This is a genomic window from Thermomonospora echinospora (assembly GCF_900108175.1).
GTDB classification, from domain to species: Bacteria; Actinomycetota; Actinomycetes; order Streptosporangiales; family Streptosporangiaceae; genus Thermomonospora; species Thermomonospora echinospora.
The window spans coordinates 171,165-196,622 of sequence record NZ_FNVO01000010.1 but is presented as its reverse complement, the minus strand read 5'-3'; the positions used below and the strand labels follow the sequence as shown (position 1 = coordinate 196,622).

Here is a 25,458-nt window from a genome sequence, read left to right as displayed (position 1 = left end):
CTGCGAGTCACCCTGCAAGGAGGACGTCCATGTCCGAGTTCCGTCGCATCGGCGGCCGGATCGGCGCCGAGATCACCGGCGTCGACCCCAACGCGCTGCCCCTCGACGAGGTCAACGACGCACTGCTGGAGCACAAGGCGCTGGTCTTCCGCGGCGCCGGCCTCGACGACGAGGGCCAGCTCCGCTTCGCCGAACGCTTCGGCGAGCTGACCCGAGCCCATCCGACCGTGCCCTCGGTGGAGGGCCGGCCCGACATCCTGCCGGTGAACGGGGAGGAGGGCATCCGCTCCAACGTCTGGCACACCGACGTCACGTTCGTGCGCACCCCGCCGAAGCTGAGCACGCTGCGCGCCCTGGTGGTCCCGCCCTACGGCGGCAACACCCTGATCGCCAACTCCGCCGCCGCGTACCGCGACCTGCCCGACCCGCTGCGGGAGTTCGCCGACCGACTGTGGGCGGTGCACACCAACGACTACGACTACGTGCTGCCCCGCACCAACACCGACAAGGCGGTCGAATACCGGCAGACGTTCACCTCCCGCCGGTACCAGACGGCGCACCCGGTGGTCCGGGTGCATCCGGAGTCGGGCGAGCGGGGCCTGTTCATCGGCGGCTTCGCCCAGAAGATCGTCGGCCTGTCGAACTCCGAGTCCCGCGACATCCTGCGCATCCTGCAGTCCTACGTCACCCGCCCGGAGAACATCCTGCGCGTGCAGTGGACCCCGGGCGACCTCGTCCTGTTCGACAACCGCATCACCCAGCACTACGCCCCCGACGACTACGGCGACCAGCCCCGCACCCTGCACCGCGTCACCGTCGCCGGCGACGCCCCGGCCGGCGTGACGGGCGAGACCAGCTACATCATCGAAGGCGACGACGCCACCCACTACACCCCCGCCCAAGCCGCCTAGTCCTCCCGGCCGTACGAACCGACCAGTGGGCCGCCCACCCCCGCCCTGACGCCCGGCTCAACCGGGCCACAGGGACGGCAAGTGGGCGGCCCACTGCTCGGCCCACCGAGAGTCGCACACGACGGCTCCTCCCGGTCACCTGCTTGGACTTCCCCTCGGCGCCTTGCCGTCCTCCGCCCCGGCGGTTTCCTCCCGGTGTCTGCCGAGTTCGACCAGGCCGGTGATTTTCCTGATGTCGGGGGCGCGGTATGCGGTGACGCTTGCGGGCATGGACGCAATCACCGGGCGGGGCGCGGCGCCCCGCGGGCTTCGGCCGAGCAATGTGGTGGCACTGCTGGTCGCGCTGGCGGCGTTCGTCGGCGGATGGCTCGCCGGCGGTCCCGTAGCGCGGGCCGCCGTCGGTTTCCAAGAGGTGACCGGCTTCGGCAGCAACCCCGGCAACCTGCGGATGTTCACCTACGTCCCGTCCAACGGGCAGTCGGGGGCACCGGTTGTGGTGCTGTTCCACGGCTGCGGCGGCTCGGCGAACGGGCTGGACACCGCGACCGGATGGCGCAAGTACGCCGACGCCTACGGCTTCACCCTCGTGATGCCCGAGCAGAAGCCGGAGAACGTCGGCTCCGGCGGCATCGTCCCGCACAAGTGCTTCAGCGCCTGGAACGCGGAGGACCGTACCCGCGCGGGGAACGGTGAGGCCAGGTCGGTGATCCAGATGGTCGACCACATGAAGCGCGAGTACGGGGCCGACGCCTCACGGGTCTTCGTCACCGGCTACTCCGGCGGCGGCGCGGCGACCAACGTGATGCTCGCCGCCTACCCGGACGTGTTCAAGGCGGGCGCGGTGTTCTTCGGCATGGCGTACGGATGCGCCGACACCGAGGACGCCTACTTCACCACCGGACTGTTCGGCCAATGCTCGGGGCCGCTCAACCGGTCCACGCCACAGCAGTGGGGCGACCGGGTCCGCAGCGCCTACCCGGGCTACTCCGGGCCGCGTCCCCGCGTGCAGATCTGGCACGGCGGCAGTGACCGGCTGATCAGCCCGCGGTCCCTGGACTACCAGCGCGACCAGTGGACCAACGTGTTCGGGTTCGGCCGCACCCCCACGTCCACCACGACACCGGCCCCCGGAGTCACCAAGAGCGTCTACGGCAACGGCAGCGTCGAGACCTACCTGATCGACGGCATGGGCCACGAGCCCCCCATCGACCCCGGCACCGGCATCCAGAACTGCGGCTCCCGAGGTTCAGGCCACGACTCCCTCTGCGGCCCCTACTACGCCTCCCACTTCTTCGGCCTCGGCTCCTGACCTAGCGCAGAGGAACATCACCTCAACGACGACCCGAGCCCTTGGCCTCTCTCCATGGAAACCTGCCGTACTCAGGGACCTCACTGAGGTCCCTGAGCACCGGCGCCTTTCGACAACGCCACGGACGGACCCACCTCCGGACGGCACAACGGCTCCACGACGACGTGGAGGCGACTGTACGGGGCACCGGCGGGCCATCCACCTGACCTCCCTCACGCCGTCTCACTGCCGCTCTTCCTTCGCCGTGCCACCGCGGCCGTTCGCCGCACCTTGGAAACCCCGGCCCGCCCGCGCGCCTCAAGGCGGGCCGGGGAACTTGCGCCTCCGGACGTACGGGGTCACCCCTCCCTGCGCGGCCCGCTTTCGGGGGGACGATTCGGGCCGCACTCACCGCACGCCCGGAGGGGTCTCATCTACGTCCGAGCAGACAAAGAACTCTGCGAGCGACCGATGGACCGAATACGGCTCCGAAAGTCGCGCACACCGCGCCGCACGAGGCGACAAAAGCAGCGATTTCCCCCAATTCTCCCGGCCCCAATATCACCGCGTCCACCCGTTCGCTTTCAGAGCGCGAACGAGCGCGTTCCGCGCACCTTCCGCGTCGCCGACCGGCCCGATCCTGTCACCGGACACGGCCCAGGTGTACCACCAGTCGCCATCGGCGAAGTCGGCACCGACCTCGGTGCCGTAGCGCGGCATCTCGGCGTTGATCACGTGCAGCACGGGAACGCCCTGCCGGGTCACGATCCCGCACGCGAGCCCTGGCCGCGACCGGACGACCTCATCCAGCACCGCCAGGAAGGTGCGCCTGTCGCCGGTCGGTACCGATTGGTCGGATTTGCCTGCTGCGTGCCTTCCTTCGTAGCTCATTCCACACTCCGTCCTTTCGGCTTTCTCAGGACGAGCATGACTGTTGCGGGTTAGCCTGACTAGGAGACTTCATCAAATTCAACAACACCGGGGCGGCGATGCGCACCAGAATCGGATTCGATCCAGACGGCAACCTCTGGGACTTCATAGCGCTAGAACTGCGCAGACAGCGCACCGAGCGCGGCCTGTCCTTGGCCGCAGTCGGTGCGATCATCGACCGAGACCGGTCGCTGGTCGCACGTGTTGAATCCGGGGATACGAAACTGCAGGCGACGCACGCCAAAAAGATCGACAAGGCGTGGGACACCGAAGGGTTCTTCGCCCGCCTGGTCAACTTCGCCAAGGCGGGGCACGATCCGGAGTGGTACGCGGTCCATCTCGAACTGGAGGCCAACGCCTCTGAACTCCGGATCTGGGAGCTCGGGTGGATGCCCGGCCTGTTCCAGACGGAGGAATACGCCAGGGCCATCTTCGAGGCGGCGGGAGTGGAGGACGTCGAGGAAGGCGTCAAGGCGCGTCTGAATCGCCAGGAGTGCCTACAGCGCAGGCCCAGGCCTAGGGTGTGGGTGATCCTGGATCAGGGCGTCATTGACCAACACGTCGGCTCCGTCGAGATCATGCGTGAGCAACTCGCTCGCCTGATCGAGATAGCACGCCTTCCCAACGTCACGGTCAGGATCGTCCCCAAAGGCGTGGGAGCCCATGTCGGCCGAGACGGCTCGTTCAAGATCATGACTCGGAACGGTTCGGATGCGGTCTTCGTCGCTGCGCACGGTGGAGGGCGCCTCGTCCAGGATGCGACCGAGATAGCCTCATATCGGGTGTGGTTCGATCTCATCGGAGATGTCGCACTACCCAAGGACGCATCGCTGCGCCTGCTAACCGAAGTGATGGAGCGGTTCTCATGATCACATGGCGGAAGTCCAGCTACAGCGGCAGCACATCGACGCAGTCTGATTGCGTTGAACTCACCCGGCTCACCGGAGGCATCGGCGTGCGGGACAGCAAGACGCCCAAGGCCAGGCACCTCTCCCTGTCCCTCCAGAGCTTCGCCACGCTCGTGGCCCGCGTGAAGCGAGACGAACTGAGCGTCTCTGCCCGACCGCTGGTCACCGCGCTGGAGGAGTACCGGCAGCGCCGTGAACCCGCCCATGTGCTCGACCTGGCCGACGAGACCGGCCGCGACCACCGCAACCTGCTGGACCGACTGGGTCACGCGTGAGCGTGCGCTACCTGACGGCCGAGCAGATCCCGCCATTCTCAGCCACGTAGCGGGGCATGGACGAAGCTACGCCTGCCGCCGTCCTGGCCGGGCGTGAACGCTACGCACCATCGCGCTCCGGCGTCTCGAAGACCATCCAGTCCCCTCACAGCTCGCCGCCGATCAGTAGGGCTATGCCGAACGTCACGAGGGCGAGTTCGACGATGAGGACGAAGACGGTCGCCGAGATGCGGTCGACGATCTGTTTGCCGGCCCAGGATCCGGCGATGCTGGACGGGGCCAGCACCAGGCCGACCAGCAGGTTGGTGGCGTTCAGCACGGCGGTGACGGCGTAGACGACGAGCTTGGTGACGTGCATGATCAGCGTGGCGGCGGCGTCGGTGCCGATGTAGGCGCCGCGTACCAGGCCGCGTGCCAGGAAGAGTTGCGCGACCAGGGGGCCGAGGGAGCCCAGCAGGCCCGAGCCGACGCCCGCGACCGCGCCCACCCCCACGAACACCGGAACCGGCACGCGGGCGGTGGCCGGGCTCAGGTGCCGCCAGAGCACCATGGCCAGCAGGAAGCCGCCGATGATCCGGGCGAGGATGTCCACCGGCGTGGATATCAGCAGCAGCGCCCCGCCCACCGCACCCGGTACGGCCCCGATGCAGAAGACACCGGCCAGCCGGTAGTCGATCTCGGCGCGGTTGAACCACGCCCGGCCGCCGTTGCTGGCCAGCTGGGCGATGGTGACCACCACGACGGCGTTGCGGGGGCCGAGTACGGCGATGCAGACCGCCAGCAGCAGCACCCCGCCGCCGAAGCCGGTCACCGCCGACAGCACCGCGGCGCCGAAGGCCGCCATGACCAGCAGCACCGTCTGCATGACGGACGGCAGGTCCACCGCCGCCGTGGCCGTCACAACCACGGCCCACCCCGCGCTCGGCGGTCCACCAAGGCGCTTCCCTCCCCGCCACATGAGTGAACCCATCACACACTGTCATGCGATCAGCGCGGCTCGTAGCGGACGCGCCTACCGGGGAGGAAGCCAGTCCCTCCATGCCTCGACGCCGCACTCCCGCCGAGGCATGGAGGGAGGGGGAAGATCACCCCAGGCGGTTCAGCAATCCGGTCACCGAGGGAGCCGTCATGAGGGTGGCGACCTTGACGTTCTCGCAGCCGGGTTCCTGGCGGATCCGCCGTACGAGCTTCATCGCCAGCAGGGAGTGGCCGCCCAGGTCGAAGAAGTCGTCGTCAGGGCCTACCGCGTCCACCCCCAGGACCTCGGCGAAGACGCGGCACAGCACCGCCTGCCGGTCGTCGTCGCGGCGGGCCGCCGCGGCCGACTCGGGGCCGGTGACCGTTCGGGCGATGAGAGCCGAGGGCAGGGCGCCGACCGGGGCGGCCGGGTCGGAGGCCACCGCCGCCATGAGGTCGAGCAGGCCGGCCGTCATGGTCTCGGCCGTCCGGTCGTCGAACAGGTCGGCCGAGTAGTCCAGGATCAGGCGCAGCCCGCCGCCGGGAGTCTCCCGGAAGATGAAGTCCAGGTCGAACTTGGCGGCACCCGGCCCGAACAGCGCCTCCCGCTGCTCCAGACCGGGGAAGCGGACGTCGCCGGCGCCCTGGTTCTCGTAGCCGACCATCACCTGGAACAGCGGGTTGCGGCCGGGCACCCGGCGGGGGCGCAGCGCCTCCACCAGGGCCTCGAACGGCAGGTCCTGGTTGGCCAGCCCCGCCAGATCGGCCTCACGGACGCGGCCCACCAGGTCGGCGAACGAGGGGTCGCCGGACACGTCGGCGCGCAGCACCAGCGTGTTGACGAAGAAGCCGACCAGCGAGCCCGCGGCCTCGTCGGTGCGCCCGGCGACGGGGCTGCCCAGCGGGATGTCCTCGCCCGCGCCCATCCGGTGCAGCAGCGCGGCGACGGCGGCCTGGCAGACCATGAACATGCTGGCCCCGCCGCTGCGCGCGATCCGCCGCAGCCCCTCCACCAGGGACGGGGACAGGTCGCGGGTGACGGTCGCGCCGCGCTGGCCGACCGTGGCGGGCCGGGGCCGGTCGACCGGCAGCGGGATCTCCTCGGGGATGCCCGACAGGGCCTGCGCCCAGTAGGCGAGCTGGCGGGCGTGCAGGCTGCCCGGGTCGAGCGGGTCGCCGAGCAGCTCGCGCTGCCACAGCGTGTAGTCGGCGTACTGGACGGGCGGCGGCTCCCAGCCCGGCGCCCGGCCGTCGAGCCGTGCGGCATAGGCGTGGGCGACGTCCTGGGCGAACGGGCCGAACGACCATTCGTCGAAGGCGATGTGGTGGAACACGGCCATCAGCAGGTGCTCGCGTTCACCGGTCCGGAAGACCGCGACCCGCAGCGGGATGTCGCGGGCCAGGTCGAACGGCCGCGCGATGAACTCCTCGGGCGTGCAGGTGGCGACCTCCAGCGCCGGACGGGCTCGCTCCGGCGGCAGGATGCGCTGGTACGGGGCGCCGTCGTGCTCGGCGAAGACCGTTCGCAGGCTCTCGTGCCGGGCGGTCACGTCCCAGATCGCCGCCTCCAGCGCGGCCAGATCCAGGTCGCCGCGCAGGTGCACCGCCAGCGGCAGGTGGTACGCCTGGCGCGGCCCGTCGTCCTCGCGCAGCAACTGGTCGAGCAGCCACAGGCGGCGCTGCGCGAACGACAGCGGAACGCGCTCGGGCCGCGGCCGGGGCGCCAGGGCGGGCCGCTGCTCGGCGGCGGCCCGGCCGTGTACCCGGGCGGCCAGCTCGGCCACGGTCGGCGCCTCGAACAGGTCCCGGATGGCCAGCTCGCCGCGCAGCACCGTCCGGGCCCGGCCGACCAGCCGGGTCGCCAGCAGCGAGTGCCCGCCCAGCTCGAAGAAGTCGTCGTCGATGCCGACCTCGGACGCCTCCAGCACCTCGGCGAACAGCGTGCACAGCAGCCGTTCGACCGGGGTCCGGGGGGCGCGGCCGGTGCCTCGCGGGCCGCCGCCGCCCTGGTCCGGCGAGGGCAGGGCGCGCCGGTCGAGCTTGCCGTTGACGGTCAGCGGCAGCGCGTCCAACGTCATGATCACGCTCGGCACCATGTAGCCGGGCAGCTTCGCCTTCAGCCCCTCGCGCACCCGGGCGGCCAGCACCCCGTGGTCGCGGGCCGCCGCCGGGTTGTTGGCGTACGCACGGCCCGCAACGGCCGGCAGGTACGCCGTTCCCCCGCCGAACACCGCGTCATAGCAGCCCACCACGTCCGAGGGCGTGGTGACCACCTCGGGGTCCAGCTCGTACAGGACCTCGGGCTCGACCCCTTGCGGCGGCGCCTGCAACAGCTCGCGCGCCTCCTCGGAGGACGCCCCGTTCTCCAACGCCCGCAGCGCCGCGACCTCACCCGACACCCGGGGGTCGGGAATCCCCCGCACCCGCAGCCGCCCGGGCAGCCGCGCCGTCAGGTCGTCCAGCCCGGCCCACTCCACGACAGGCGTGTCATCGGCGAACCGGCCAGGTGATCCCTGGTCGTGGGCGGGTTTGTGGAGGGTGACGTCGTAGCGGTGGCGGGTCAGCTCGTTGTGGTGGACGCCGCGCTTGGTCCGTACCTCGACACGGGCCGGGCCGGGCAGGGCCGTGAAGAAGGCGGGGTCGAGGAGGAGTTCCTTCTCCATGCGGACGGCGCGGTCGATGGACGCCAGGTCGCCGCCGCCGCGGCCGAGCTGGATGGCGGCGTGGAAGCAGCGGGCCGAGCGCAGGTCGCGGACGTCCCCGAGGAACAGCGTGCCGCCGGGGACCAGCAGGTCCATGGCCTTGGCGATCACGTCGGCCAGGTAGTCGGCGCTGGGGAAGTACTGCACCACCGAGTTGATGACGATGGTGTCGAAGAAGCCGGCGGGCAGCCCGTCGAAGTCGTGGGCGGGCCGGCAGTGCAGCGTCACCGGCCAGGACGGGTCGATGTCGGCCTTCAGCTTGGCGATGACGGGGGCGGCGAAGTCGGTGCCCCAGTAGCTCTCGCACTGTGGGGCCAGCCTGGACAGCAGCAGGCCGGTGCCGACTCCGATCTCCAGCAGGTTCCGGGGCTTGAGGGCCTCGATGCGGGCGACGGTGGTCCGCCGCCACTCGCGCATGTGCTCCGGCGGGATCGGGTCGCCGTCGTAGCTGCTGGCCCAGCCGGCGAACTCCTCCACCTGGACGGCCGTGCCGACCTCGGTGTACTCGTCGTCGTAGATCTGCCGCCACTCGTCGAGCTGCTCGTCCTCGGCGCCGGGCCGGGCCACGCCGTCCGGCACCACGTAGCCGACCAGCCGCTTCACCCCGGGCACGTCGGTGTCGGCCGCCACCACGGCGGCCTGCCCGACACCGGGCTCGGCCGCCAGCGCCGCCTCGACCTCCTCCAGCTCCACCCGGTAGCCGCGGATCTTCACCTGGTCGTCGGTACGGCCGAGGAAGTCGATGTTGCCGTCCTCGCGGACCCGGACCAGGTCGCCGGTGCGGTACATGCGTCCGCCGGAGGAGGAGAACGGGTCGGCCACGAACCGTTCGGCGGTCAGGTCGGGCCGGCCGAGGTAGCCGCGGGCCAGACCGGCCCCGGTGATGTAGAGCTCGCCCGGGGTGCCCGGGGGGACGGGACGCAGCCAGGTGTCGAGCACATAGCCGCGGGTGTTCCAGATGGGCTTGCCGACCGTGGGGGTGGCGCTGTCCTCGGTGCCGCCGCCGAGGGTGTTGATGGTGTACTCGGTCGGCCCGTACAGGTTGTAGCCGAGGACCCCGTCGGCCTGCGCCAGCCGGTCCCACACCGACACTGGGACGGCCTCGCCGCCCAGCAGCACCAGCGGCGGCCGGTGCTCCCCGTCCAGCAGTCCTTCCTCCAGGAGTTGCTGCGCGTAGGTGGGCGTCACGTTGATGACGTCGATCCGGTGGCGTTGCAGGTAGGCGGTCAGCGCCTCGGCGTCGCGCCGCAACTCCTCGTCACAGACGTGCACCTCGTGGCCCTCGATCAGCCACAGCAGTTCCTCCCACGACATGTCGAAGGAGAACGAGACGGTGTGCGCGATCCGCAGCCGCCGTTTCTCCCCCGGCCGACCCGCCCCGGCCGGCCTCCCGGCGGCCGACGCCACCACCGGGTCGAAGATGTTGGCGCGGTGGTTGAACTGCATGTTGGTCAGGCCCCGGTAGGGGGTGACCACGCCCTTGGGCCGGCCGGTGGAGCCGGAGGTGTAGATGACGTAGGCGGGGTGGTCCAGCCGTCCGGGCACGTCCCGCCCGAAGCCGGGCAGCTCGTCGTCGGTCAGGTCGGCGCCCGGCAGCCCCGCCAGCCGCTCCGCCGTCCCAGGGTCGTCCAGCAGTACGGACGGGCCGCCGTAGGTCAGCCCGGCGGCGATGTCGCGGTGCGAGACCAGGCAGGACGGGGCGGCGTCGGCCAGCATGTAGTCCAGCCGGTCAGCCGGGTAGTCCAGCTCCAGCGGCAGGTAGGCGGCGCCGGTCCGCAGCACCGCGAACAGCGCGACCACCATCCGCGCCGAGCGGGGCAGCGCGAGCGCCACCACCTTCTCCGGCCCGGCCCCGTGCGCCTTCAGCAGCCGGGCCAGCCGGTTGACTTCGGCGTTCAGCTCGGCGTATGTGAGCCGTATGTCGGGCTGGGAGACCAGGGCGAGCTCGTCGGGGATCTGCCGCGCCCGTTCGGCCAGCAGTTCGGCGATGGTCAGGCCGGGGACGTGGTGCTCGGCCTCGGCCCAGTCCCGACGGAGCCGTTCGTGCTCGTCCGGCAGCAGCGGGTCGAGGCGGTGGCAGGGCGTACCGGGGCTTTCGGCGATGGCCTGGAGGATCCGCACGTACCGGTCGGTGAGCCGCTCGGCCTCGGCCTCGGTGAACGCGTCGCCCCGGTACATGACCCGCAGACCCGCGCCGGGCTCGGCGACCATGGTGATCGGGTAGTGGGTGGCGTCGCGGACCTGCCGGCCCAGCACCCGTACGTCGCCGTCCGGCCCGAAGCCCCGGCCGGTGGGCATGCCGGGGAAGTTCTGGAAGACGAACAGGGTGTCGAACATCGTGCCCAGCCCGGTCGCCCGCTGCACGTCGGTGAGCGTGACGTGGGAGTGGTCGAACAGCTCCGACCGGGCGTCCTGCACCCGTTCCAGCACCGCCGCCGGCGAGTCGGCCGGACCGGCCTGCACCCGGACGGGAACGGTGTTGAACAGCAGGCCGACGATGGACTCCACCCCGTCCACGTCGGGGTGCCGGCCCGACACCGAGACGCCGAAGACCACGTCGTCGCGGCCGGTGAGCGCCATCAGCAGCAGCCCCCACGCGGCCTGGTAGACGGTGCCGAGCGTGATGCCGGTGTCGCGGGAGAGCGCGGCCAGCCGGTCGGCCAGGCCGTCCGGCAACTCGCGGTGGATCTCCGCGGCGGTGACCAGGTCGGCGGGCCGGTCCAGCAGTTCGGGCTTGAGCAGCGCCGGGGTGTCGAACCCGTCGAGGGCGCGGCGCCACGCCTCCAGCGCCGCCTGCCGGTCGCGCCCGCCCACCCAGTCGAGGTAGGCGCGGAACGGGGTCACCGGGCGGGCCCGTTCGGCCTCGGGGTCGGTGTAGAACTCCAGCAGTGAGGTGACCAGCAGCCCGCCCGACCAGCCGTCCAGCAGGATCAGCTCCGAGGTGAGCACCAGCCGGAAGTCGCGCTCGCCCAGCCGGGCCAGCCCGAACCGGATCAGCGGCGGCTCGTCGGGCACGAACGGCCGCGCCCGCTGCCCCTCCACGAACGCCTCCAACTGCTGCGGCCCGTCCACCTCGGCATACGTCCAGGGCACCTCGAACCGCTCCGGGACGAACTGGACGGTGCGCGCCCCGTCGCTGCGGAACCCCGCCCGCAGGTTGGGGAACTTCTCCAGCACCTGCCGCGCCGCCGCGGCCATCCGCACCGGATCCACCGCCCCGGTCAGCGTCACCACGGCCTGCTGCACATAGATGTCACGGCCCTCACCGGCCATCATCAGGTGGAACAGCAGCCCTTCCTGAAGCGGCGACAGCGGCAGCTCGGCCCCGCCGTCCTCCGCGTCCACGGATCCGGCGGGCGCACCGGCCGACACGGCACCGCCGGATCCGGTGCCGGCCGCAGCCGTACGGGCGGCATCGGGCTCGTCGGCGTCCACGACGGCGGAGGCGGTGGCGGTCTGGACGAGGGCGGCGGGGGTGCGCAGGCGGAAGACGTCGCGGACGGTGAAGGTCAGGCCGGTGCGGCGGGCGCGGGCGACCAGGAGTGCGGCGCTGATGCTGTCGCCGCCGATGCGGAAGAAGTCGTCGTCGGCGCCGATGTCCCCGCGGCCGAGGGTCTCGGCGAAGAGGGCGGCGATGGCACGTTCGGCCTCGGTCTGCGGTGCCCTGCCCCGGCTCGGGCGACCGGGCTCGGGGAGGGCGCGCCGGTCGACCTTGCCGTTGGGGTTGAGCGGCAGCGCGTCCAGGGCGACCAGGTCGGACGGGACCAGATAGTCGGGCAGCAGTTCGCGGAGACGGGCGTGCAGCGTGCCGGGGTCGGTGTCGCCCACCACGTAGCCGACCAGGCGGGGGCCGGGGTGGACGGCCACCGCGGCCTGGCGGACGCCGGGCTGGGCGGCCAGCACCGCCTCGATCTCGCCCGGCTCGATGCGGAAGCCCCGGATCTTGATCTGGTCGTCGGCCCGGCCCAGGAACTCCAGCCCGCCGTCACGGCGGCGGCGCACCCGGTCGCCGGTCCGGTAGAGCCGCGACCCGGGCGGGCCGAACGGGTCGGCGACGAACCGTTCGGCGGTACGGGCGGGGTCGCCGAGGTAGCCGCGCGCCAGGCCGTCCCCGGCCAGGTACAGCTCGCCGACCGCCACCTCGCGCAGCGCGTCGTCCAGCACGTACGCGGTGGTGTTGGCGACCGGGAACAGCGGCCCGGCGCCCTCGGCGACCAGGCTGTCCCCGGCCGCCTCCGAGCAGCCGTAAAGGTTGACCAGCCGGGCCGGGACCCGCTCGGCCAGCCCGGCGGGCAGCGCCTCGCCACTGCTGATCCAGGTGGTCACCGAGCCGAGGTCCCCGGCCTCCAGCAGGGCCGCCAGCAGGCTCGGCACGACCGTGACGGTGCGTACGCGGTGCCGGTCGATCAGCTCGGCCAGCGCGACCGCGTCCGTCGCCGTCGCGTCGTCGGCGACCACCACCGCGTCCCCGGCGACGAGCCCGCCGAGCAGTTCGGTGGTGCCGTCGATGAACGCCGGGGAGCTCTTGGCCACCCGGACGCCGGGCGCGGCCAGGTCGGCGCCCCAGGCCAGCCGGTTGGCCAGCGCCCGCTGGGTGCCGGCGACCGCCTTGGGCGTCCCGGTGGACCCGGAGGTGAAGACGACGTACGCCGGGTGCTCCGGCCTGACCTCGGTCCGCCCGCGCGGCGGCGCGTCCACCGGCGGCTCGTCCCGGCCCAGCACCAGCAGCGGCCGGGCCACCTTGAGCATGTGGTCGATCCGCGCCTGCGGGTACGTCACGTCGATCGGCAGATAGGCCGCCCCCGTCTTCAGCACGGCCAGCAACGCCACCACGAACTCCGCCGACCGCGGCAACGCGATGGCCACCACCTGCTCCGGCCCGGCCCCCGCCGCCGCCAGCCGATCGGCCAGCGCCTCGGCCCACGCGTCCAGTTCGGCGTAACTGATCATCGTCTCCCCGGCCGAAGCGGTCCCGCCCGCAGCGGCCGGCGCACGCATCACCGGCTCAGCCCCGGTGCTCGCCGCCGGACGAGCGGAGCCGGTCCGGGTGCGCTCGTCCGGGTCGGACGGCGCGGGGATGATGAGGGCGGGCGCGTCCGGGGTGCGGGTGGCCTGCTCGGCGAACAGGTCGGCGGCGGTGCGGGAGCCGAAGTCGCGGGTGGTGTCGGGGTGGGCGGGGGGCGGCAGGAGGGCCGACAGTCTGCGGGTGGGGTCCTCGGCCGCCCGGGTGAGGAGTTCGGCGAGGTCGTCGAGGAGGGCGGTGACGGTCTCGGGGTCGAACAGGTCGGTGGCGTAGGCGGCGAAGCCCTCGACCTCGGTGTCGCCCTCGGCGAAGTAGACGTCCAGGTCGAACTTGACGCCGCCGGTCTCGGGCAGGAACGGCGCGGCCCGTACGCCGGGCAGGGCGAGCCGGACGTCCGCCAGGCGCTGGTGGACGATCATCACCTGGAACAGCGGGCTGCGGGCCAGCGAGCGTTCCGGCGCCAGCCGTTCCACGACCTGCTCGAACGGCACGTCGGCATGGGCGAAGGCGGCCAGGTCGGTGCGGCGGACACGGTCCAGCAACTCGGTGAAGGCCGGGTCGCCGGACAGGTCGGCGCGCAGCACCAGCAGGTTGACGAACACGCCGACCAGGTCGGCCAGGTCCTCGTCGGTGCGGCCCGCGATGGGCGAGCCGAGCACCACGTCGTCGCCCGCGCCGGCTCGCCGCAGCACCGCCGCCGTCGCCGCGTGCAGCACCATGAACACGCTGGTGCCGGTCCGCCGGGCCAGCTCGCGCACCCCGTCCAGCGGCAGCCGGAACGGCACCAGCCCGCCCCGGTGGCTCGCCTCGGCCGGGCGCGGCCGGTCCAGCGGCAGGACGGTCTCCTCGGGCAGCCCGGCGAGCGCCTGCTCCCAGTGGTCGAGCTGGTGGGAGTGGTCCTGCGCGGCATGCCAGACCGCGTACTCGGCGTACTGGACGGGCAGCGGCTCCCAGTCCGGCGCGGCACCGGCCAGCCTGGCGGTGTAGGCGCGGGACAGGTCGGCCAGCAGCGGGGTGAACGACCACTCGTCGGCGGCGGCATGGTGCTGGAGCAGCAGCAGCGTCCACTCCTCGTCGGCCGTCCGCAGCAGCGTCGCCCGGATCGGCAGGTCCGCGCCGAGGTCGAAGCGGTACCGCGCCGCCTCCGCCTCGGCCTCGGCGGCCCGGTCCGTCGGCAGTCCTCGGACGTCCTGCACCTCGAAGACGACGGCATCGGGCTCGGTGATGTGCTGGATCGGCAGGCCGTCGGGGCCTTCGACCAGCAGGGTGCGCAGGGCCTCGTGACGGGTGACCACGTCGTTGAACGCGGCGCGCAGGGCTTCGGGGTCGATGGGGCCGTGCAGGCGCAGACCCAGCGGCAGGGCGTAGGACGCGGAGGGGCCGCGCAGGCGTTCCTCCAGCCAGAGACCGCGTTGGGCCGCCGAGGCGGGGACGGTCTCGGGGCGGGTCACGTCACGTACGCGCGTGCGGGTGACCTCGACCAGGCGGGGGGCCAGGGTGGCGACCGTGGGGGCCTCGAAGACGTCGGCGATGGTGAGGTCGGCGTCGAGTTCGGCGCGGATCCGTCCGGCGAGCCTGGTGGCCAGCAGGGAGTGGCCGCCGAGGGCGAAGAAGTCGTCGTCGATGCCGATGCCCTCGACGCCGAGGACTTCGGCGAACAGGTCGCACAGCGCCGCCTCGCGGGCGTCGCGGGGGCGGCGGCCGGACACCTCGACCTCGGGGGCGGGCAGCGCGGCCCGATCGAGCTTGCCGTTGACGGTGCGCGGCAGCGCCTCCAGCGTGACCAGCGCGCTCGGCACCATGTACTCGGGCAGCACCCGGGCCAGCGCCTCCCGCAGCGCCGTCTCGTCCAGCTCGCCCGGCGCGTCCAGCCCGTTCGGTGCGTCCGGCGCGTCCAGCTCGTTCGGTGCGTCCCCGCGGGGTACGAGGTAGCCGACCAGCCGCCTGTCGCCGGGCCGGTCCTCGCGGACCACGACGGCGGCCTGCGCCACTCCGGGCTGGGCGGCGAGCACGGCCTGTACCTCGGCGGGCTCGATGCGGAAGCCGCGGATCTTCACCTGGTCGTCGGTGCGGCCCAGGTACTCCAGCGTTCCGTCGCGGCCCCAGCGGGCCAGGTCGCCGGTGCGGTACATGCGGGTTCCCGGCGGGCCGAACGGGTCGGCGACGAACCGTTCGGCGGTCAGGTCGGGACGGCCGACGTAGCCGCGGGCGAGCTGGGCGCCCGCCAGGTACAGCTCACCGGGCACGCCGGGCGGCACGGGACGCAGCGACGCGTCCAGCACGTAGGCGCGGGTGTTCCAGAACGGGCGGCCGATGCCCGCGGACGGCAGTTCGGCGGAGGTCGCCCAGATCGTCGCCTCGGTCGGCCCGTACACGTTGGTGGCCCGTGCCGCGACCGACGTCAGGGTCTCGGCGAGCGCGGCGGGCAGCGCCTCGCCGCCGACCAGCACCCGCAGCCCCGCCAGCGCCGCCGGGTCCAGCGAGCCCAGCAGCGACGGAGTGGCCTGCACGATGGTGGCGCCGGCGAGCAGGCCCGCCAGCGCGGCCGGGTCGCGCACCGCCGCGCGGGAGGCGAGCACGACGGTGGCCCCGCTGATCAGCGGTACGTACAGCTCCAGCGCGGCGATGTCGAACGCGATGGTCGTCACCGCCACCAGCCGATCGCCGGTGCCGAGGGCCAGCTCGTCCCGCTGCATCAGCAGGAAGTTGGCCAGCGCGGAGTGCGGGATGGCCACGCCCTTGGGGCGTCCGGTCGAGCCCGAGGTGTAGATGACGTACGCCAGGTCGTCTCCGGTGACCGGCTGCGACAGCACCGGCGCGGGCATCTCGTCGCCGAGCACCAGCACGTCGGCGTCGGCGGGCAGGACCGCGCGGGTCTCCGGCGTGACGATCGTGCACAGGGGTCCGGCGTCGTCCAGCATGTAGGCCAGCCGGTCGGCCGGATGGTCCAGGTCGAGCGGAAGGTAGGCGGCACCGGACTTCAGTACGGCCAGCAGCGCGACCACCAGGTTGCCGGTGCGCGGCAGGGCGAGCGCGACGACCCGGCCCGGCCCGGCGCCGCGTGCGCGCAGCAGGGCGGCCAGGCCCGAGGCCCGCCGGTCGAGCTCCTCGTAGGTGAGGGTGCCCGACTCGCTCTCCACGGCGATGGCGTGCGGAGTACGGGCGACCTGCTCCTCGAACAGCTCGACGACGGTCGTGGCAGGGACCGCCCGCTCGGTGGCGTTCCACGTCTCCAGCCGCTGGAGTTCGGCCGCATCCAGCAGGTCGAGGTCGGTGATGTGGCGGTCGGGGTCGGTGACGGCGTGGCCCAGCAGCGTCTCCAGGTGGGCCAGCAGCGCGTCGATGCGCTCGTCCTCGAACAGCTCGCGCCGGAAGGTGGCCTCGACGGTCATGCCCTGCGACCGGACGAACGCCTCCAGCGACAGGTCGAAGTGGGTGGTGCCGTTGTGGATGTGGGTCCAGCCCGTGGTGACGCCGGGCAGGTCCAGCTCGCCGATCTCCTGGGCCAGGAACAGCAGCATGGTGTCGAAGAACGGCGACCGGCCGCGCTGCCGGGCGGGCCGCAGCTCCTGGACGAGCCTGTCGTAGGGCAGCGCCTGGTGCGCGAAGCCCTCGGTGCAGGTCTGCCGCACCCGGTGCAGGGCCTGGCGGAACGTGGGCGCGCCGGACAGGTCGGTGCGCAGCACCAGCGTGTTGCCGAAGTTGCCGACCAGCCGCTGGATCTCGGCATGCTCCCGGTTCATGACGGCCGAGCCGATCGGGATGTCGGTGGCCCCGGTGTAGCGGTGCAGCAGCACGGCATAGGCGGCGAGCATCACCATGTACGGGGTGGCGTTCTCCCGGGCGGCCAGGTCGCGCATGCCCTCGGTGACCGCGTCGTCGAAGAGGCGGGCCCGGCGTCCGCCCCGTTCGGACACGGTGGCGCCGCGGGGGTGGTCGGCGGGCAGGTCGAGCGGCGCGGGGGGCGGGTCGAGCCGCTTGCGCCAGTACGCCAGGTCCTCGGAGTCCAGCGGACGCCCCTGCTCCCAGGCCGCGTAGTCGGCGTACTGGATGGGCGGCGAGGGCAGCCCGTCCGGCTCACCGCTCAGCGCGGCCCGGTAGAGCGCCGACAGGTCCCGCGACAGCGACCCCCAGGTCATGCCGTCCCACGCGATGTGGTGAACGACCAGCACCAGCCCGTGCTCACCGGGCCCGAGCCGCAGCAGTTCCAACCGGATCGGCCGGTCCACTCGCAGGTCGAACGGCATCGCCGCAAGCTCCGCCGCCCGCGCCCGCGCCCACTCCTCGGCGGCTTCGGGCACCGGACCGGCGGAGTTCGCCCCGGCCGCGCTTACGGCGCCGTTCGCTCCGGCGAAGCCGTCAACGCGATCGGTTCCGGCTCCGGTCGTTTTGGTGACGCCGTTAACGCGATCGGTTCCGGCGCCGGCCGCTCCTCCTGTGTCCGGGTAGTCGACTAGGGGCAGGTTGAGGGAGGCGTCGTCGTGGACGTGCTGGACCGGGCCGTCGGCGTAGGTGGTGCGGAGGATCGCGTGGCGGTGGATGAGGCCGCGCAGGGCCTCGCGCAGGGCGTCCGCGTCCAGCGCGCCGGACATGCGTACCAGCAGGCACACGTTGTAGGCGGGGCTGTCGGGGAACGTCCGGTGGTGCAGCCACATGCTCTGCTGCGCGTAGGAAAGGGGGGCGGGGCCGTCAGAGCCCCGGGGCGCGATCCGTGAGGTGTCCTGGCCGAGGCCCGCCTCGGCCATCATCCGCCGCATCAGTTCTCGCCGTCGTGCCGCCGTCTGCTCCTGCACCCTCAACTCTTTCGTTGTGGCCCGCTCGGGCACCCCGTCGACAACGCTGGTTAGGTTAGCCTTGCCTACGAAAATGACACAAGGTTAGCCTTACCTAAGTTGATCGGGAGTCATCCGATCCGGCAGAGGATGGGTGCTGTGTCATTCGGTGTGCGCACGGATGAGATCCGCCGGAAAGCGGGCGAGCCGGTGGTCGAGCTGGAGGTGGAGGTCGCGTCCGACCCCCTGCATCTGATGACCAGGCTGGCGGGATCGGGGCTCTTCGAGGACCTGGTGGTCTACGAACGGCCCGGGAGCTGGACGTTTGCGGGAGGCGCGCTCGGCGAGGTGGTCCTTGAGCCCGCGACGGTCCGCACCCGCTGGGCGGACCGTCCCGAGGACGCGCGCCCCTGGTCGGGACGTCCGGCCGCCGCGCTCCAAGCCGCCTTCGCAGGCGCCCCCTGGCCTGCCTGGAACGCCTACGGCTGGGTCGCCTTCGAGTTCGCCCGCCACGAGACCGCGGCCGCGGCACCAGGACGGCTGGCCCACTTCATCGTTCCCCGTACCGAGGTGCGGATCGAGTCCGGACGCGCCGTGGTGACCAGCGTGGACGCCACCGAGGCCGAGCAGGTCGGCAAGCTGCTGGCCGACCCGGCACCGCTGCCGGCGCCCGTCCCCTCCCCGGTGGACGTACGGGTCGAGGACGACTACCGGGCCCGCGTCGCCAAGGCCCTCGACGAGATCGGCGCCGGGCTCTACCAGAAGGTCATCGTCTCCCGGCGGCTGCCCATCGGCTTCCCGGTGGACGTGACCGGGACGTACCTGGCCGGCCGCGCCGCCAACACCCCGGCCCGCTCGTTCCTGCTCGACCTGGGCGGCTTCCAGGCCACCGGCTTCAGCCCCGAGGTGGTGGCCCGGGTGGACGCCGACGGCATGGTGATGACCCAGCCGCTGGCCGGCACCCGCGCGTTCGGCCTCGGCGTCGGCGCCGACGAGGCCAGGCGGCGCGAGTTGGAGAACGACCCGAAGGAGATCTTCGAGCACGCGGTGTCCGTCCGCACCTCCCAGGAGGAGCTGTACGGGGTCTGCGCGCCCGACACGGTGCAGGTCACCGGCTTCATGACGGTCAAGGAACGCGGCAGCGTGCAGCACCTGGGCTCCAGCGTCCACGGCCGTCTCGCCCCGGGCCGTACCTGCTGGGACGCCTTCGAGGCACTCTTCCCCGCGGTCACCGCCTCCGGCATCCCCAAGGCCGAGGCCGTCGACGCCATCACCCGCCTGGACGAGCCCCGCGGCCTGTACTCGGGCGCCGTCCTAACCCTCACCCACGACGGCGCCCTGGACGCCGCCCTCGTCCTGCGCGCCCTCTACAGCGAGGGCGGCCGGGCCTGGCTGCGCGCCGGCGCCGGCATCGTCACCGGCTCGACCCCCGACCGCGAGTACGAGGAGACCTGCGAGAAGCTCTCCAGCGTCGCCCCCCACATCGTCCCCCTGCCCTGACAGGCACCGTACGCCGAGCCGGGCGTCACCGGTCCTGCGGATCGAGGGACTGCCGGGTGGTACGCCAAAACTGGCGTTTCTTCCCGTCCTCGCGGACGACGACGCCGAGGCGGCCCAGTTCACCGCGCAACTGTGCGGACTCTTCCTTGTCGCCGCTGCTCAGCGCCCGATCCCGGGCTCTGAGCAGCGCGTCGGCACCGAGCGGCAGGCCCGGCATGTCCGGCACCCAGCGCCGGTACCGGTCCTGATACGGATCGCCGCCGGGCAGCCACGGGTAGCCGTGGGCCGTGAAGGCGTCGGCGAGTCGTCCGGTGGGCGGCAGGTCGGCGCCCTCCCGGGCGCTGTGGACGGCGAGTTCCTGCGCCTCGTGCCCGAGCAGCACCAGTCGTCCGTCGTCCACGAACACACCGCTGACCTCGGCCCGGGGCACGGTCTGCGAGTCGCCGCCCCGGGTGCAGACGACCTCGTCGTCCGACACGGCCACCGTCACGTACTCGCTCTCGGCCACGGCGGCGAACACCGCGCCCAGCACCACGCCGACCGCCAGACAGCCGAGCAGGGCCGCCGGTTCGGGCAGCGCGTCGATCGCCTTGAACGGCCCGCGCATCGGCAGCCCCCGCAGCGACGCCACCCACCCGGCCAGCGCCCACACCAGCCAGCCCAGCACCGCCCCGGCGAGCGGAAGCCCGACCCACACCAGGGCGCGTTCCCACCGCTCGCGCCGTACCACGGTCACCCCGTCAACGGGCTTGGCGGCCATGACCCATCCTGAAGTCCATACGCCCAGCCTGGCGGGGCCGTCGCCGCCGGGGCATCCGCCGATCGGCCATCGCACACCGACCAAAGTCCACCGCGGCCGGATCCTCGGACGCGTGAACGAATCCGAACGATCCGTGGGACAGCCCATTGACGCCAAGGCGAACACGTCTCACTGTCGAGACATGACCGTAGAGATGTTTCAGAGATACGTGCCCATGTCCGGCGAGTCGTGGCGGGATCCGTTCGGCGTGTACGCGGGCCTGCGCGACCACGACCCCCTGCACCACGTCGAGCGGGGCGACTACTGGGTGCTGTCCCGGTTCGCCGATGTGTGGGAGGCCGCCCGGGACACCGCGACGTTCTCCTCCGCCGAGGGCCTGACCTTCACCTATGGCGAGCGGGAGAAGATCGGCCTCGGCGAGGCCGCCCCGATGGTGATGTTGGACCCGCCCGAGCACACCGAGTTCCGCAGGCTGATCAGCCGGGGCTTCACGCCCCGCCGGGTGGCCTCGATCGAGCCGGCGGTGCGGGCGTTCGTGACCGAGCGGCTGGACCGGCTGGCCGGCCGGGCCGAGGTGGACATCGTCGCCGAGCTGTTCAAGCCGCTGCCGAGCTTCGTCGTCGCCCACTATCTCGGCGTGCCGGAGGCCGACCGGGCCAGGTTCGACGGGTGGACCGAGGCGATCGTGGCCGCCAACGCGCACGGCGACCCGCTGGCCGGCGGGCAGGCCGTGGCGGAGCTGTTCGACTACTTCGGCCACCTCATCGAACGGCGGCGGGCCGAACCCGGCGACGACACCATCTCCGCGCTGATCGCCGTCTTCGGCGACACCGACCCGCTGGGCCTGCTACGCATCCTCGGCTTCGCGTTCACCATGGTCACCGGGGGCAACGACACCACGACCGGGCTGCTGGGCGGCGGATCCGGGCTGCTGTCGGCCCACCCGGAGCAGCGCGACGCACTGGTGAACGACCCGTCGCTGATCCCCGACGCGATCGACGAACTGCTGCGGCTGACCACCCCGGTCCAAGGCCTGGCCCGCACCGCCACCCGTGACGTGGAGCTGCACGGCAAGGTGATCCCGGCCGGACGCAAGGTGATGCTGCTGTACGGGTCGGCCAACCGCGACCCCCGCGAGTTCGGCCCCGACGCCGAAGCGCTCGACATCACCCGCCAGCCGCGCCGCATGCTGGCCTTCAGCCACGGCGCGCATCACTGCCTCGGCGCGGCGGCGGCCCGGCTCCAGGCCCGGATCGCCCTGGAGGAACTGCTGGCCCGCTACCCGCGCTTCGAGGTCGACACCGGCCGCGGCGTCTTCGCGCCCGGTCCTTTCGTCCGCCGCTTCCAGTCGCTGCCGTTCCGGCCAGGGCCCGCGGCATGAGCCGCCCCTGGCTGCGCGACGAGCGCACCGAACTGGCCGCCGAACGCATCCTCGACGCCGCCGAGAGGGTCTTCACCGAACGCGGCGTCGGCGCCACCGAGATGAGCCACATCGCACAAGCCGCCGGATGCTCACGGGCCACGCTGTACCGCTACTTCGACAGCCGCCACGCCCTACAGGTGGCGTACATGCACCGCCAGACCCACCGCGTCGTACAAGACATCGCCCGCCACCTCCAGCACCTCACCGACCCCCGCGAACGCCTGATCGAAGCAATCCTGGCGGCCCTGGCGGCGGTACGGGACGACCCGGCCCTGGCCGCCTGGTTCACCAGCGCGGACAGCACGCACAGCGCCGAACTGGCCACGGCCTCCCCGATCCTGGAAACCCTGTGCGCCGCGTTCCTCGGCGACCCGTCCGACCCGGACACCCGGCTGCGCGCCCGCTGGCTGCTGCGGATCATCGTGTCCCTGCTGTCCACCCCCGGCCACGACCCCACCGACGAACGCACCATGATCGAACTCTTCGCCGCCCCGGTCCTGTCCCCACCCTGACCGAACGCCCTCACCCGACCGGCGAACACGGCACCCCTCGGACACCCGCAATGCCCCTACCAACCCGCCACTCACCACCCGGCGGCGCAGAGCCGGTCCGATCTACCCGGCCAGTCCTGGACCCCGCGGCCGGATGAGCCGGACGAACCCGTGGCGTCCGGCCCACGCCGGGATGGCCACACTGCTCATTTCGGTCCAACGCCTCTGAGCAACTCGGTTCCGACCGTCCCGTCCACCGCGCTGCACAGCTTCGCATCGGCGGTCAGCAAGGGGAGCTTCCGCTCGATCGCCAGTTGGACGAACAATGCGTCGTACATCCGCAGCATCGACCGAGCCGCCAGATCCGCTGCCAGCTCCAGCCGGTCGGCGGTGATCTCGTGCACCACAACGCCAAGATCATCGATGATCCGGACCGCGGCCATGAACTCCTCACGGGTCAACCGTCCGGTCAACAGTCCCTTCTTGCGGAGGACACGGCCACTTCGACCCTGGCGAAATCGACCGTCTCCAGCAGGACCGTGCCGTCAAGGAACGCCTGCTGGATCTCGCGGGCGTGCTCGAACCCCTCCTGATCGACGAACCACCGCAGGAACACGCCCGTATCGACCAGATAGGCGTCAGCCACGCGAGCCGTCCCGGAGCCGGTCGAGCTCCTCGTCAACCCCTGGCACGTCGCGCATCCGCTCCCGGACTCGCTCCAATGCCGCAACGGCCGCTGCCCGCCGACCCGGCCTGGCCCCTTCCCGTACCAGCGCGAGCACCGGCGCCAGCCGCTCATCAGGAAGCTGATCGACCAGATGATGGAGCTCTTCACGCAGTGCGCTCATGCGCACCATTCTACGGTTCGGTTCTTCCGCTGACCGGTGCTCACAGCGGCTGTCGGCATACGGCGACAGTCGCCGCATGCCGACTCCTCGCCGGCGAATCGGCTGTGCTCGGCCGCGGTGTTCCGCGCCCCGGCCAGAGGTGGGCGGGCGGGGCTGGAAGTCGCCGCGCAGCCGGCCGCTCTCACCCCGTGGTGCCGTCGATGCGCTCGCGGAGCAGGTCCACGTGGCCGTTGTGACGCACGTACTCCTCGGCGGCCGGCCCAGCGCACTTCATCGCCAGTGTGGTGGGGCGGTCTTGACCTCAAGTGCGGTGGAGGCTCCAGGGTCGGGGGTGTCCGATCACTGCCGTAGGTGAGGAGTCCGAATGAGCGCGGACACGGGTTTCTACTCGATCATCGACTACACCGTGGACGGTCCGCGGACGCAGCGGGAACTGGTGGAGGCGTTCGCGGAGATCCAGGAACGCTGGGTGCGGTTCTATCCGGGTTACCGGTCCGCGCGGTTCCACGTGAGCGTTGACGGCACCCGGGTCTACAACATCGTGCACTGGGCCAGTGAGGCCGACTACCGCCACTTCGAGGCCACCTCCGACACCGAGGGCCGAATGGCTGCCATCCGGAGGGCGCTGGAGGGACTGTCCGGCAGGGCCGAACCGCGGATGAGCGGCGATCCTCGCTATGTGGTGGTGCGAGAGGTGGGTCCCGGCCCACAGCGGACCGGCTCCTGACCCGTTCCCGCCTGGCAGAGGGACCCGCAGTCACAGGGATTGCGGGCCGCCGTTGACGTCACGATGGCGGAGATAGGTGTCGTACCAACTCGATATCAGCTCCTTGCCCGGATATCTCCGCAGGCTCTGGTAGGTGGTCCAGGCCACGATGTCGGCGGCCTGGAGCAGGGGCATTCGCTCGGTCGACTCCAGCACCGGCGGCCCGGTGAAGTTGCGCGGCCGGGCGGTCCGGTAGCCCTGCTCCAGACGGTCCCTGTCCCACTCCCGGCCGTCGACGGTCATCATCGCCCGCTCCCGGGTGCCGGCCAGGCGCAGGTCGATATGGGAGATCATCCTGCCGTAGAGAGCCATCTTCTCGGTGTAGTACTCACGGCCGTTCTTGCCGGTGTGCCGGTAGACGGTGCCCACCCGCAGTTCCTCGCACGCACTGATCATGGACAGTACGAACTCCATGGCCTCGCGCCGCATCGACCGTGACTGGTTGAACTCCTCGTTCCGCGACGGCCGCCCGTCTCCGCGCACCATGTGCGTGGAGTGCCACTCGACCTCCCCGGGCACCTGGTAGCGGAGGTCGAGTTCACGGCGCAGGTCATGCCACCAGCCGGTGACCGATGGCTCGTCTCGCGCGGAGAACTGGATCCACGAGTAGCTGATGATCCCGATATCGGACGCACCGGAATCGTCGACATAAAACAGCCGGATTGGATCTTCCGTTGTTGGGGGGTGCATTCGGATCAGTGCCTTCGGGCATACCGGATGGGACTGCAGTGGCGCGGGGTATCACCAGGGCTTTCTCATTCTGTTCGCGCGGTGTTACAAACTATAGGAGTACGCGACGCGAATGTGAGCCTTCTTCTGTTATCGGGCATGGATATGGGGATGGCCGCAAGGGGCCGTTCGTTCACGGACGTTCCAGGCCGGCATCATGACCCGCGTCGTGAGCGGCGGCCAGGGCCAGGGCGGCGGTGCCGACGATGCCGGCCTCGTTGCCGAGCGCGGCGGTCGTGATCGGCGGCAGCGGCCGCAGGTCCCGGGCGAAGGCGTACCGCCCGTAGGCCGTCCGGGCGGGCCCCAGCAGCAGGTCCCCCGTCTGCACCAGGCCGCCGCCGATGATCACCAGTTCCGGTTCGAACACGTTCACCAGGGAGGCGATGCCCACCCCGAGCCAGGTGCCCAGCCGGTCGAACAGGTCCACGGCGGTGGGGTCGCCCTGCCGGGCGGCCTGGTGGACGATCTCTCCGGTCAGTTCGGTGCCGGCGGCCAGGGTCGCGATCGGCCCGTCGGGCTCACGCTCGGCGGCCTGGCGTCCCATCCGGCGCAGCGCGGTGCCCGACGCCTCGGCCTCCAGGCAGCCGACGGCGCCGCAGCCGCATTCGTGACCGTCGACGGGGTTGACGATGATGTGGCCGACCTCCCCGCCCAGGCCGGTCTGCCCCCGATACAGGGCGCCGCCCAGGACGAGCCCGCCGCCGATGCCCGTGCCGACGGTGAGCACGATGACGTTGTCGCGGCCCTTCCCCTTGCCGAAGCACGTCTCAGCCCAGGCCGCCGCGTTGGCGTCGTTGTCGACCACCGTGGGAAGCCCGGTCGCCTCCGCGAGGCGCCGTCTGAGGGCCAGGCCGCGATAGGCGTTGTTGGGGGCGTACTCGATGTGTCCCTCGGGCCATCTGACCATGCCGGGGGCACCGGCGCCGACGGCCGCCACCTCCGGGTGCCTGTCGCGCAGCCGGTCGACCAGGTCCCGCAGGACCTCCACGGTCGTGTCGGCATCGGCCCCGGGGGGCGTGGAGACCCGCAGCCGGTGGACGATCTCGCCGTTCTCGGTGACGACGCCGCCGGCGATCTTCGTACCGCCGACGTCGAGGCCGATACCGAGGCGGGCGGACGGGGACGCGGACGTGGCTGGGGCCGGGGCCGGAGTCGGAAGGGTCATGGCTCGCTCC

18 protein-coding genes are annotated in these 25,458 nt (G+C 71.9%); 8 read left to right on the top strand and 10 right to left on the bottom strand.

Annotated elements, in window-relative coordinates:
* The first annotated feature begins 29 nt into the window (after positions 1-29).
* Together C4U03_RS22780 and C4U03_RS22775 are read left to right on the top strand one after the other, a co-directional pair.
* Complete coding sequence (locus tag C4U03_RS22780) at positions 30-911, top strand: TauD/TfdA dioxygenase family protein (RefSeq protein WP_103939885.1); 882 nt, start codon at positions 30-32, stop codon at positions 909-911.
* A gap of 268 nt (positions 912-1,179) precedes the next feature.
* Positions 1,180-2,220: an extracellular catalytic domain type 1 short-chain-length polyhydroxyalkanoate depolymerase gene (locus C4U03_RS22775; RefSeq protein ID WP_160147065.1), complete on the top strand. Its 1,041-nt coding sequence runs from the start codon at positions 1,180-1,182 to the stop codon at positions 2,218-2,220.
* Between the two features lie 540 nt (positions 2,221-2,760).
* On the opposite strand, the gene C4U03_RS22770 is transcribed toward C4U03_RS22775, so the two are convergent.
* Complete coding sequence (locus C4U03_RS22770) at positions 2,761-3,090, bottom strand: hypothetical protein (protein WP_103939883.1); 330 nt, start codon at positions 3,088-3,090, stop codon at positions 2,761-2,763.
* A 98-nt stretch (positions 3,091-3,188) separates the two neighbouring features.
* Between C4U03_RS22770 and C4U03_RS22765 the strand changes: the two genes are divergently transcribed.
* Positions 3,189-3,998 carry a helix-turn-helix domain-containing protein gene (locus C4U03_RS22765; RefSeq protein WP_103939882.1) on the top strand — a complete coding sequence of 270 codons (810 nt, stop codon included), beginning with the start codon at positions 3,189-3,191 and terminating at the stop codon, positions 3,996-3,998.
* Positions 3,995-4,312 (top strand): DUF397 domain-containing protein, encoded by a 318-nt coding sequence (locus C4U03_RS42860; protein WP_103939881.1) that lies wholly within the window; start codon positions 3,995-3,997, stop codon positions 4,310-4,312. Before C4U03_RS22765 ends, C4U03_RS42860 begins: the two co-directional genes overlap by 4 nt.
* Positions 4,313-4,457: 145 nt before the next feature.
* Here C4U03_RS42860 and C4U03_RS22755 read toward each other — a convergent pair whose 3' ends face one another.
* Both C4U03_RS22755 and C4U03_RS22750 read right to left on the bottom strand, forming a co-directional pair.
* Positions 4,458-5,219, bottom strand: a complete 762-nt coding sequence (locus C4U03_RS22755) for a sulfite exporter TauE/SafE family protein (protein ID WP_200827399.1) — start codon at positions 5,217-5,219, stop codon at positions 4,458-4,460.
* A 178-nt stretch (positions 5,220-5,397) separates the two neighbouring features.
* Positions 5,398-17,787, bottom strand: coding sequence for a non-ribosomal peptide synthetase (locus tag C4U03_RS22750; protein ID WP_146087475.1), 12,390 nt, complete (start codon positions 17,785-17,787; stop codon positions 5,398-5,400).
* A 138-nt stretch (positions 17,788-17,925) separates the two neighbouring features.
* Here C4U03_RS22750 and C4U03_RS22745 point away from each other — a divergent pair, with 138 nt between their 5' ends.
* Positions 17,926-19,266, top strand: coding sequence for a salicylate synthase (locus C4U03_RS22745; RefSeq protein ID WP_103939878.1), 1,341 nt, complete (start codon positions 17,926-17,928; stop codon positions 19,264-19,266).
* Between the two features lie 25 nt (positions 19,267-19,291).
* Here the strand turns inward: C4U03_RS22745 and C4U03_RS22740 are convergent, their stop codons facing one another.
* A complete protein-coding gene (locus C4U03_RS22740) occupies positions 19,292-20,026 on the bottom strand; it encodes a YqeB family protein (protein WP_103939877.1) in 735 nt (244 codons plus the stop codon).
* A 181-nt stretch (positions 20,027-20,207) separates the two neighbouring features.
* Between C4U03_RS22740 and C4U03_RS22735 the strand changes: the two genes are divergently transcribed.
* Both C4U03_RS22735 and C4U03_RS22730 read left to right on the top strand, forming a co-directional pair.
* Positions 20,208-21,407, top strand: coding sequence for a cytochrome P450 (locus tag C4U03_RS22735; protein ID WP_103939876.1), 1,200 nt, complete (start codon positions 20,208-20,210; stop codon positions 21,405-21,407).
* Positions 21,404-21,961 (top strand): TetR/AcrR family transcriptional regulator, encoded by a 558-nt coding sequence (locus C4U03_RS22730; RefSeq protein WP_103939875.1) that lies wholly within the window; start codon positions 21,404-21,406, stop codon positions 21,959-21,961. The genes C4U03_RS22735 and C4U03_RS22730 overlap by 4 nt, the downstream gene beginning before the upstream one ends.
* 185 nt (positions 21,962-22,146) lie before the next feature.
* On the opposite strand, the gene C4U03_RS22725 is transcribed toward C4U03_RS22730, so the two are convergent.
* From C4U03_RS22725 to C4U03_RS22715, 4 genes are all read right to left on the bottom strand, one after another.
* Complete coding sequence (locus tag C4U03_RS22725; RefSeq protein ID WP_146087474.1) at positions 22,147-22,413, bottom strand: type II toxin-antitoxin system VapC family toxin; 267 nt, start codon at positions 22,411-22,413, stop codon at positions 22,147-22,149.
* Positions 22,410-22,586, bottom strand: coding sequence for a hypothetical protein (locus tag C4U03_RS40530; protein ID WP_160147064.1), 177 nt, complete (start codon positions 22,584-22,586; stop codon positions 22,410-22,412). Before C4U03_RS40530 ends, C4U03_RS22725 begins: the two co-directional genes overlap by 4 nt.
* Positions 22,579-22,788, bottom strand: a complete 210-nt coding sequence (locus tag C4U03_RS40000) for a hypothetical protein (RefSeq protein ID WP_146087473.1) — start codon at positions 22,786-22,788, stop codon at positions 22,579-22,581. Before C4U03_RS40000 ends, C4U03_RS40530 begins: the two co-directional genes overlap by 8 nt.
* Before the next feature lie 181 nt (positions 22,789-22,969).
* Positions 22,970-23,062: a mycothiol transferase gene (locus C4U03_RS22715; RefSeq protein ID WP_235018052.1), complete on the bottom strand. Its 93-nt coding sequence runs from the start codon at positions 23,060-23,062 to the stop codon at positions 22,970-22,972.
* A gap of 90 nt (positions 23,063-23,152) precedes the next feature.
* Between C4U03_RS22715 and C4U03_RS22710 the strand changes: the two genes are divergently transcribed.
* Positions 23,153-23,515 carry an antibiotic biosynthesis monooxygenase gene (locus C4U03_RS22710; protein ID WP_103939872.1) on the top strand — a complete coding sequence of 121 codons (363 nt, stop codon included), beginning with the start codon at positions 23,153-23,155 and terminating at the stop codon, positions 23,513-23,515.
* Positions 23,516-23,545: 30 nt separating this feature from the next.
* Here the strand turns inward: C4U03_RS22710 and C4U03_RS22705 are convergent, their stop codons facing one another.
* Together C4U03_RS22705 and C4U03_RS22700 are read right to left on the bottom strand one after the other, a co-directional pair.
* A complete protein-coding gene (locus C4U03_RS22705; RefSeq protein WP_103939871.1) occupies positions 23,546-24,244 on the bottom strand; it encodes a DUF3800 domain-containing protein in 699 nt (232 codons plus the stop codon).
* A gap of 172 nt (positions 24,245-24,416) precedes the next feature.
* On the bottom strand, positions 24,417-25,448 hold the full coding sequence (locus C4U03_RS22700) for an ROK family glucokinase (RefSeq protein ID WP_103939870.1): 1,032 nt from the start codon (positions 25,446-25,448) through the stop codon (positions 24,417-24,419).
* Between the last annotated feature and the right edge of the window lie 10 nt (positions 25,449-25,458).

Bases quoted from the DNA above. Each gene is read 5' to 3' on its own strand.
- C4U03_RS42860 (WP_103939881.1), top strand. From the start codon at position 3,995: ATGATCACATGGCGGAAGTCCAGCTACAGCGGCAGCACATCGACGCAG.
- C4U03_RS22700 (WP_103939870.1), bottom strand. From the start codon at position 25,448: ATGACCCTTCCGACTCCGGCCCCGGCCCCAGCCACGTCCGCGTCCCCG.
- C4U03_RS22735 (WP_103939876.1), top strand. From the start codon at position 20,208: ATGACCGTAGAGATGTTTCAGAGATACGTGCCCATGTCCGGCGAGTCG.
- C4U03_RS40000 (WP_146087473.1), bottom strand. From the start codon at position 22,788: ATGAGCGCACTGCGTGAAGAGCTCCATCATCTGGTCGATCAGCTTCCT.
- C4U03_RS22775 (WP_160147065.1), top strand. From the start codon at position 1,180: ATGGACGCAATCACCGGGCGGGGCGCGGCGCCCCGCGGGCTTCGGCCG.
- C4U03_RS22705 (WP_103939871.1), bottom strand. From the start codon at position 24,244: ATGCACCCCCCAACAACGGAAGATCCAATCCGGCTGTTTTATGTCGAC.
- C4U03_RS22770 (WP_103939883.1), bottom strand. From the start codon at position 3,090: ATGAGCTACGAAGGAAGGCACGCAGCAGGCAAATCCGACCAATCGGTA.
- C4U03_RS22715 (WP_235018052.1), bottom strand. From the start codon at position 23,062: ATGAAGTGCGCTGGGCCGGCCGCCGAGGAGTACGTGCGTCACAACGGC.
- C4U03_RS22780 (WP_103939885.1), top strand. From the start codon at position 30: ATGTCCGAGTTCCGTCGCATCGGCGGCCGGATCGGCGCCGAGATCACC.
- C4U03_RS22710 (WP_103939872.1), top strand. From the start codon at position 23,153: ATGAGCGCGGACACGGGTTTCTACTCGATCATCGACTACACCGTGGAC.
- C4U03_RS22730 (WP_103939875.1), top strand. From the start codon at position 21,404: ATGAGCCGCCCCTGGCTGCGCGACGAGCGCACCGAACTGGCCGCCGAA.
- C4U03_RS22765 (WP_103939882.1), top strand. From the start codon at position 3,189: ATGCGCACCAGAATCGGATTCGATCCAGACGGCAACCTCTGGGACTTC.
- C4U03_RS22740 (WP_103939877.1), bottom strand. From the start codon at position 20,026: ATGGCCGCCAAGCCCGTTGACGGGGTGACCGTGGTACGGCGCGAGCGG.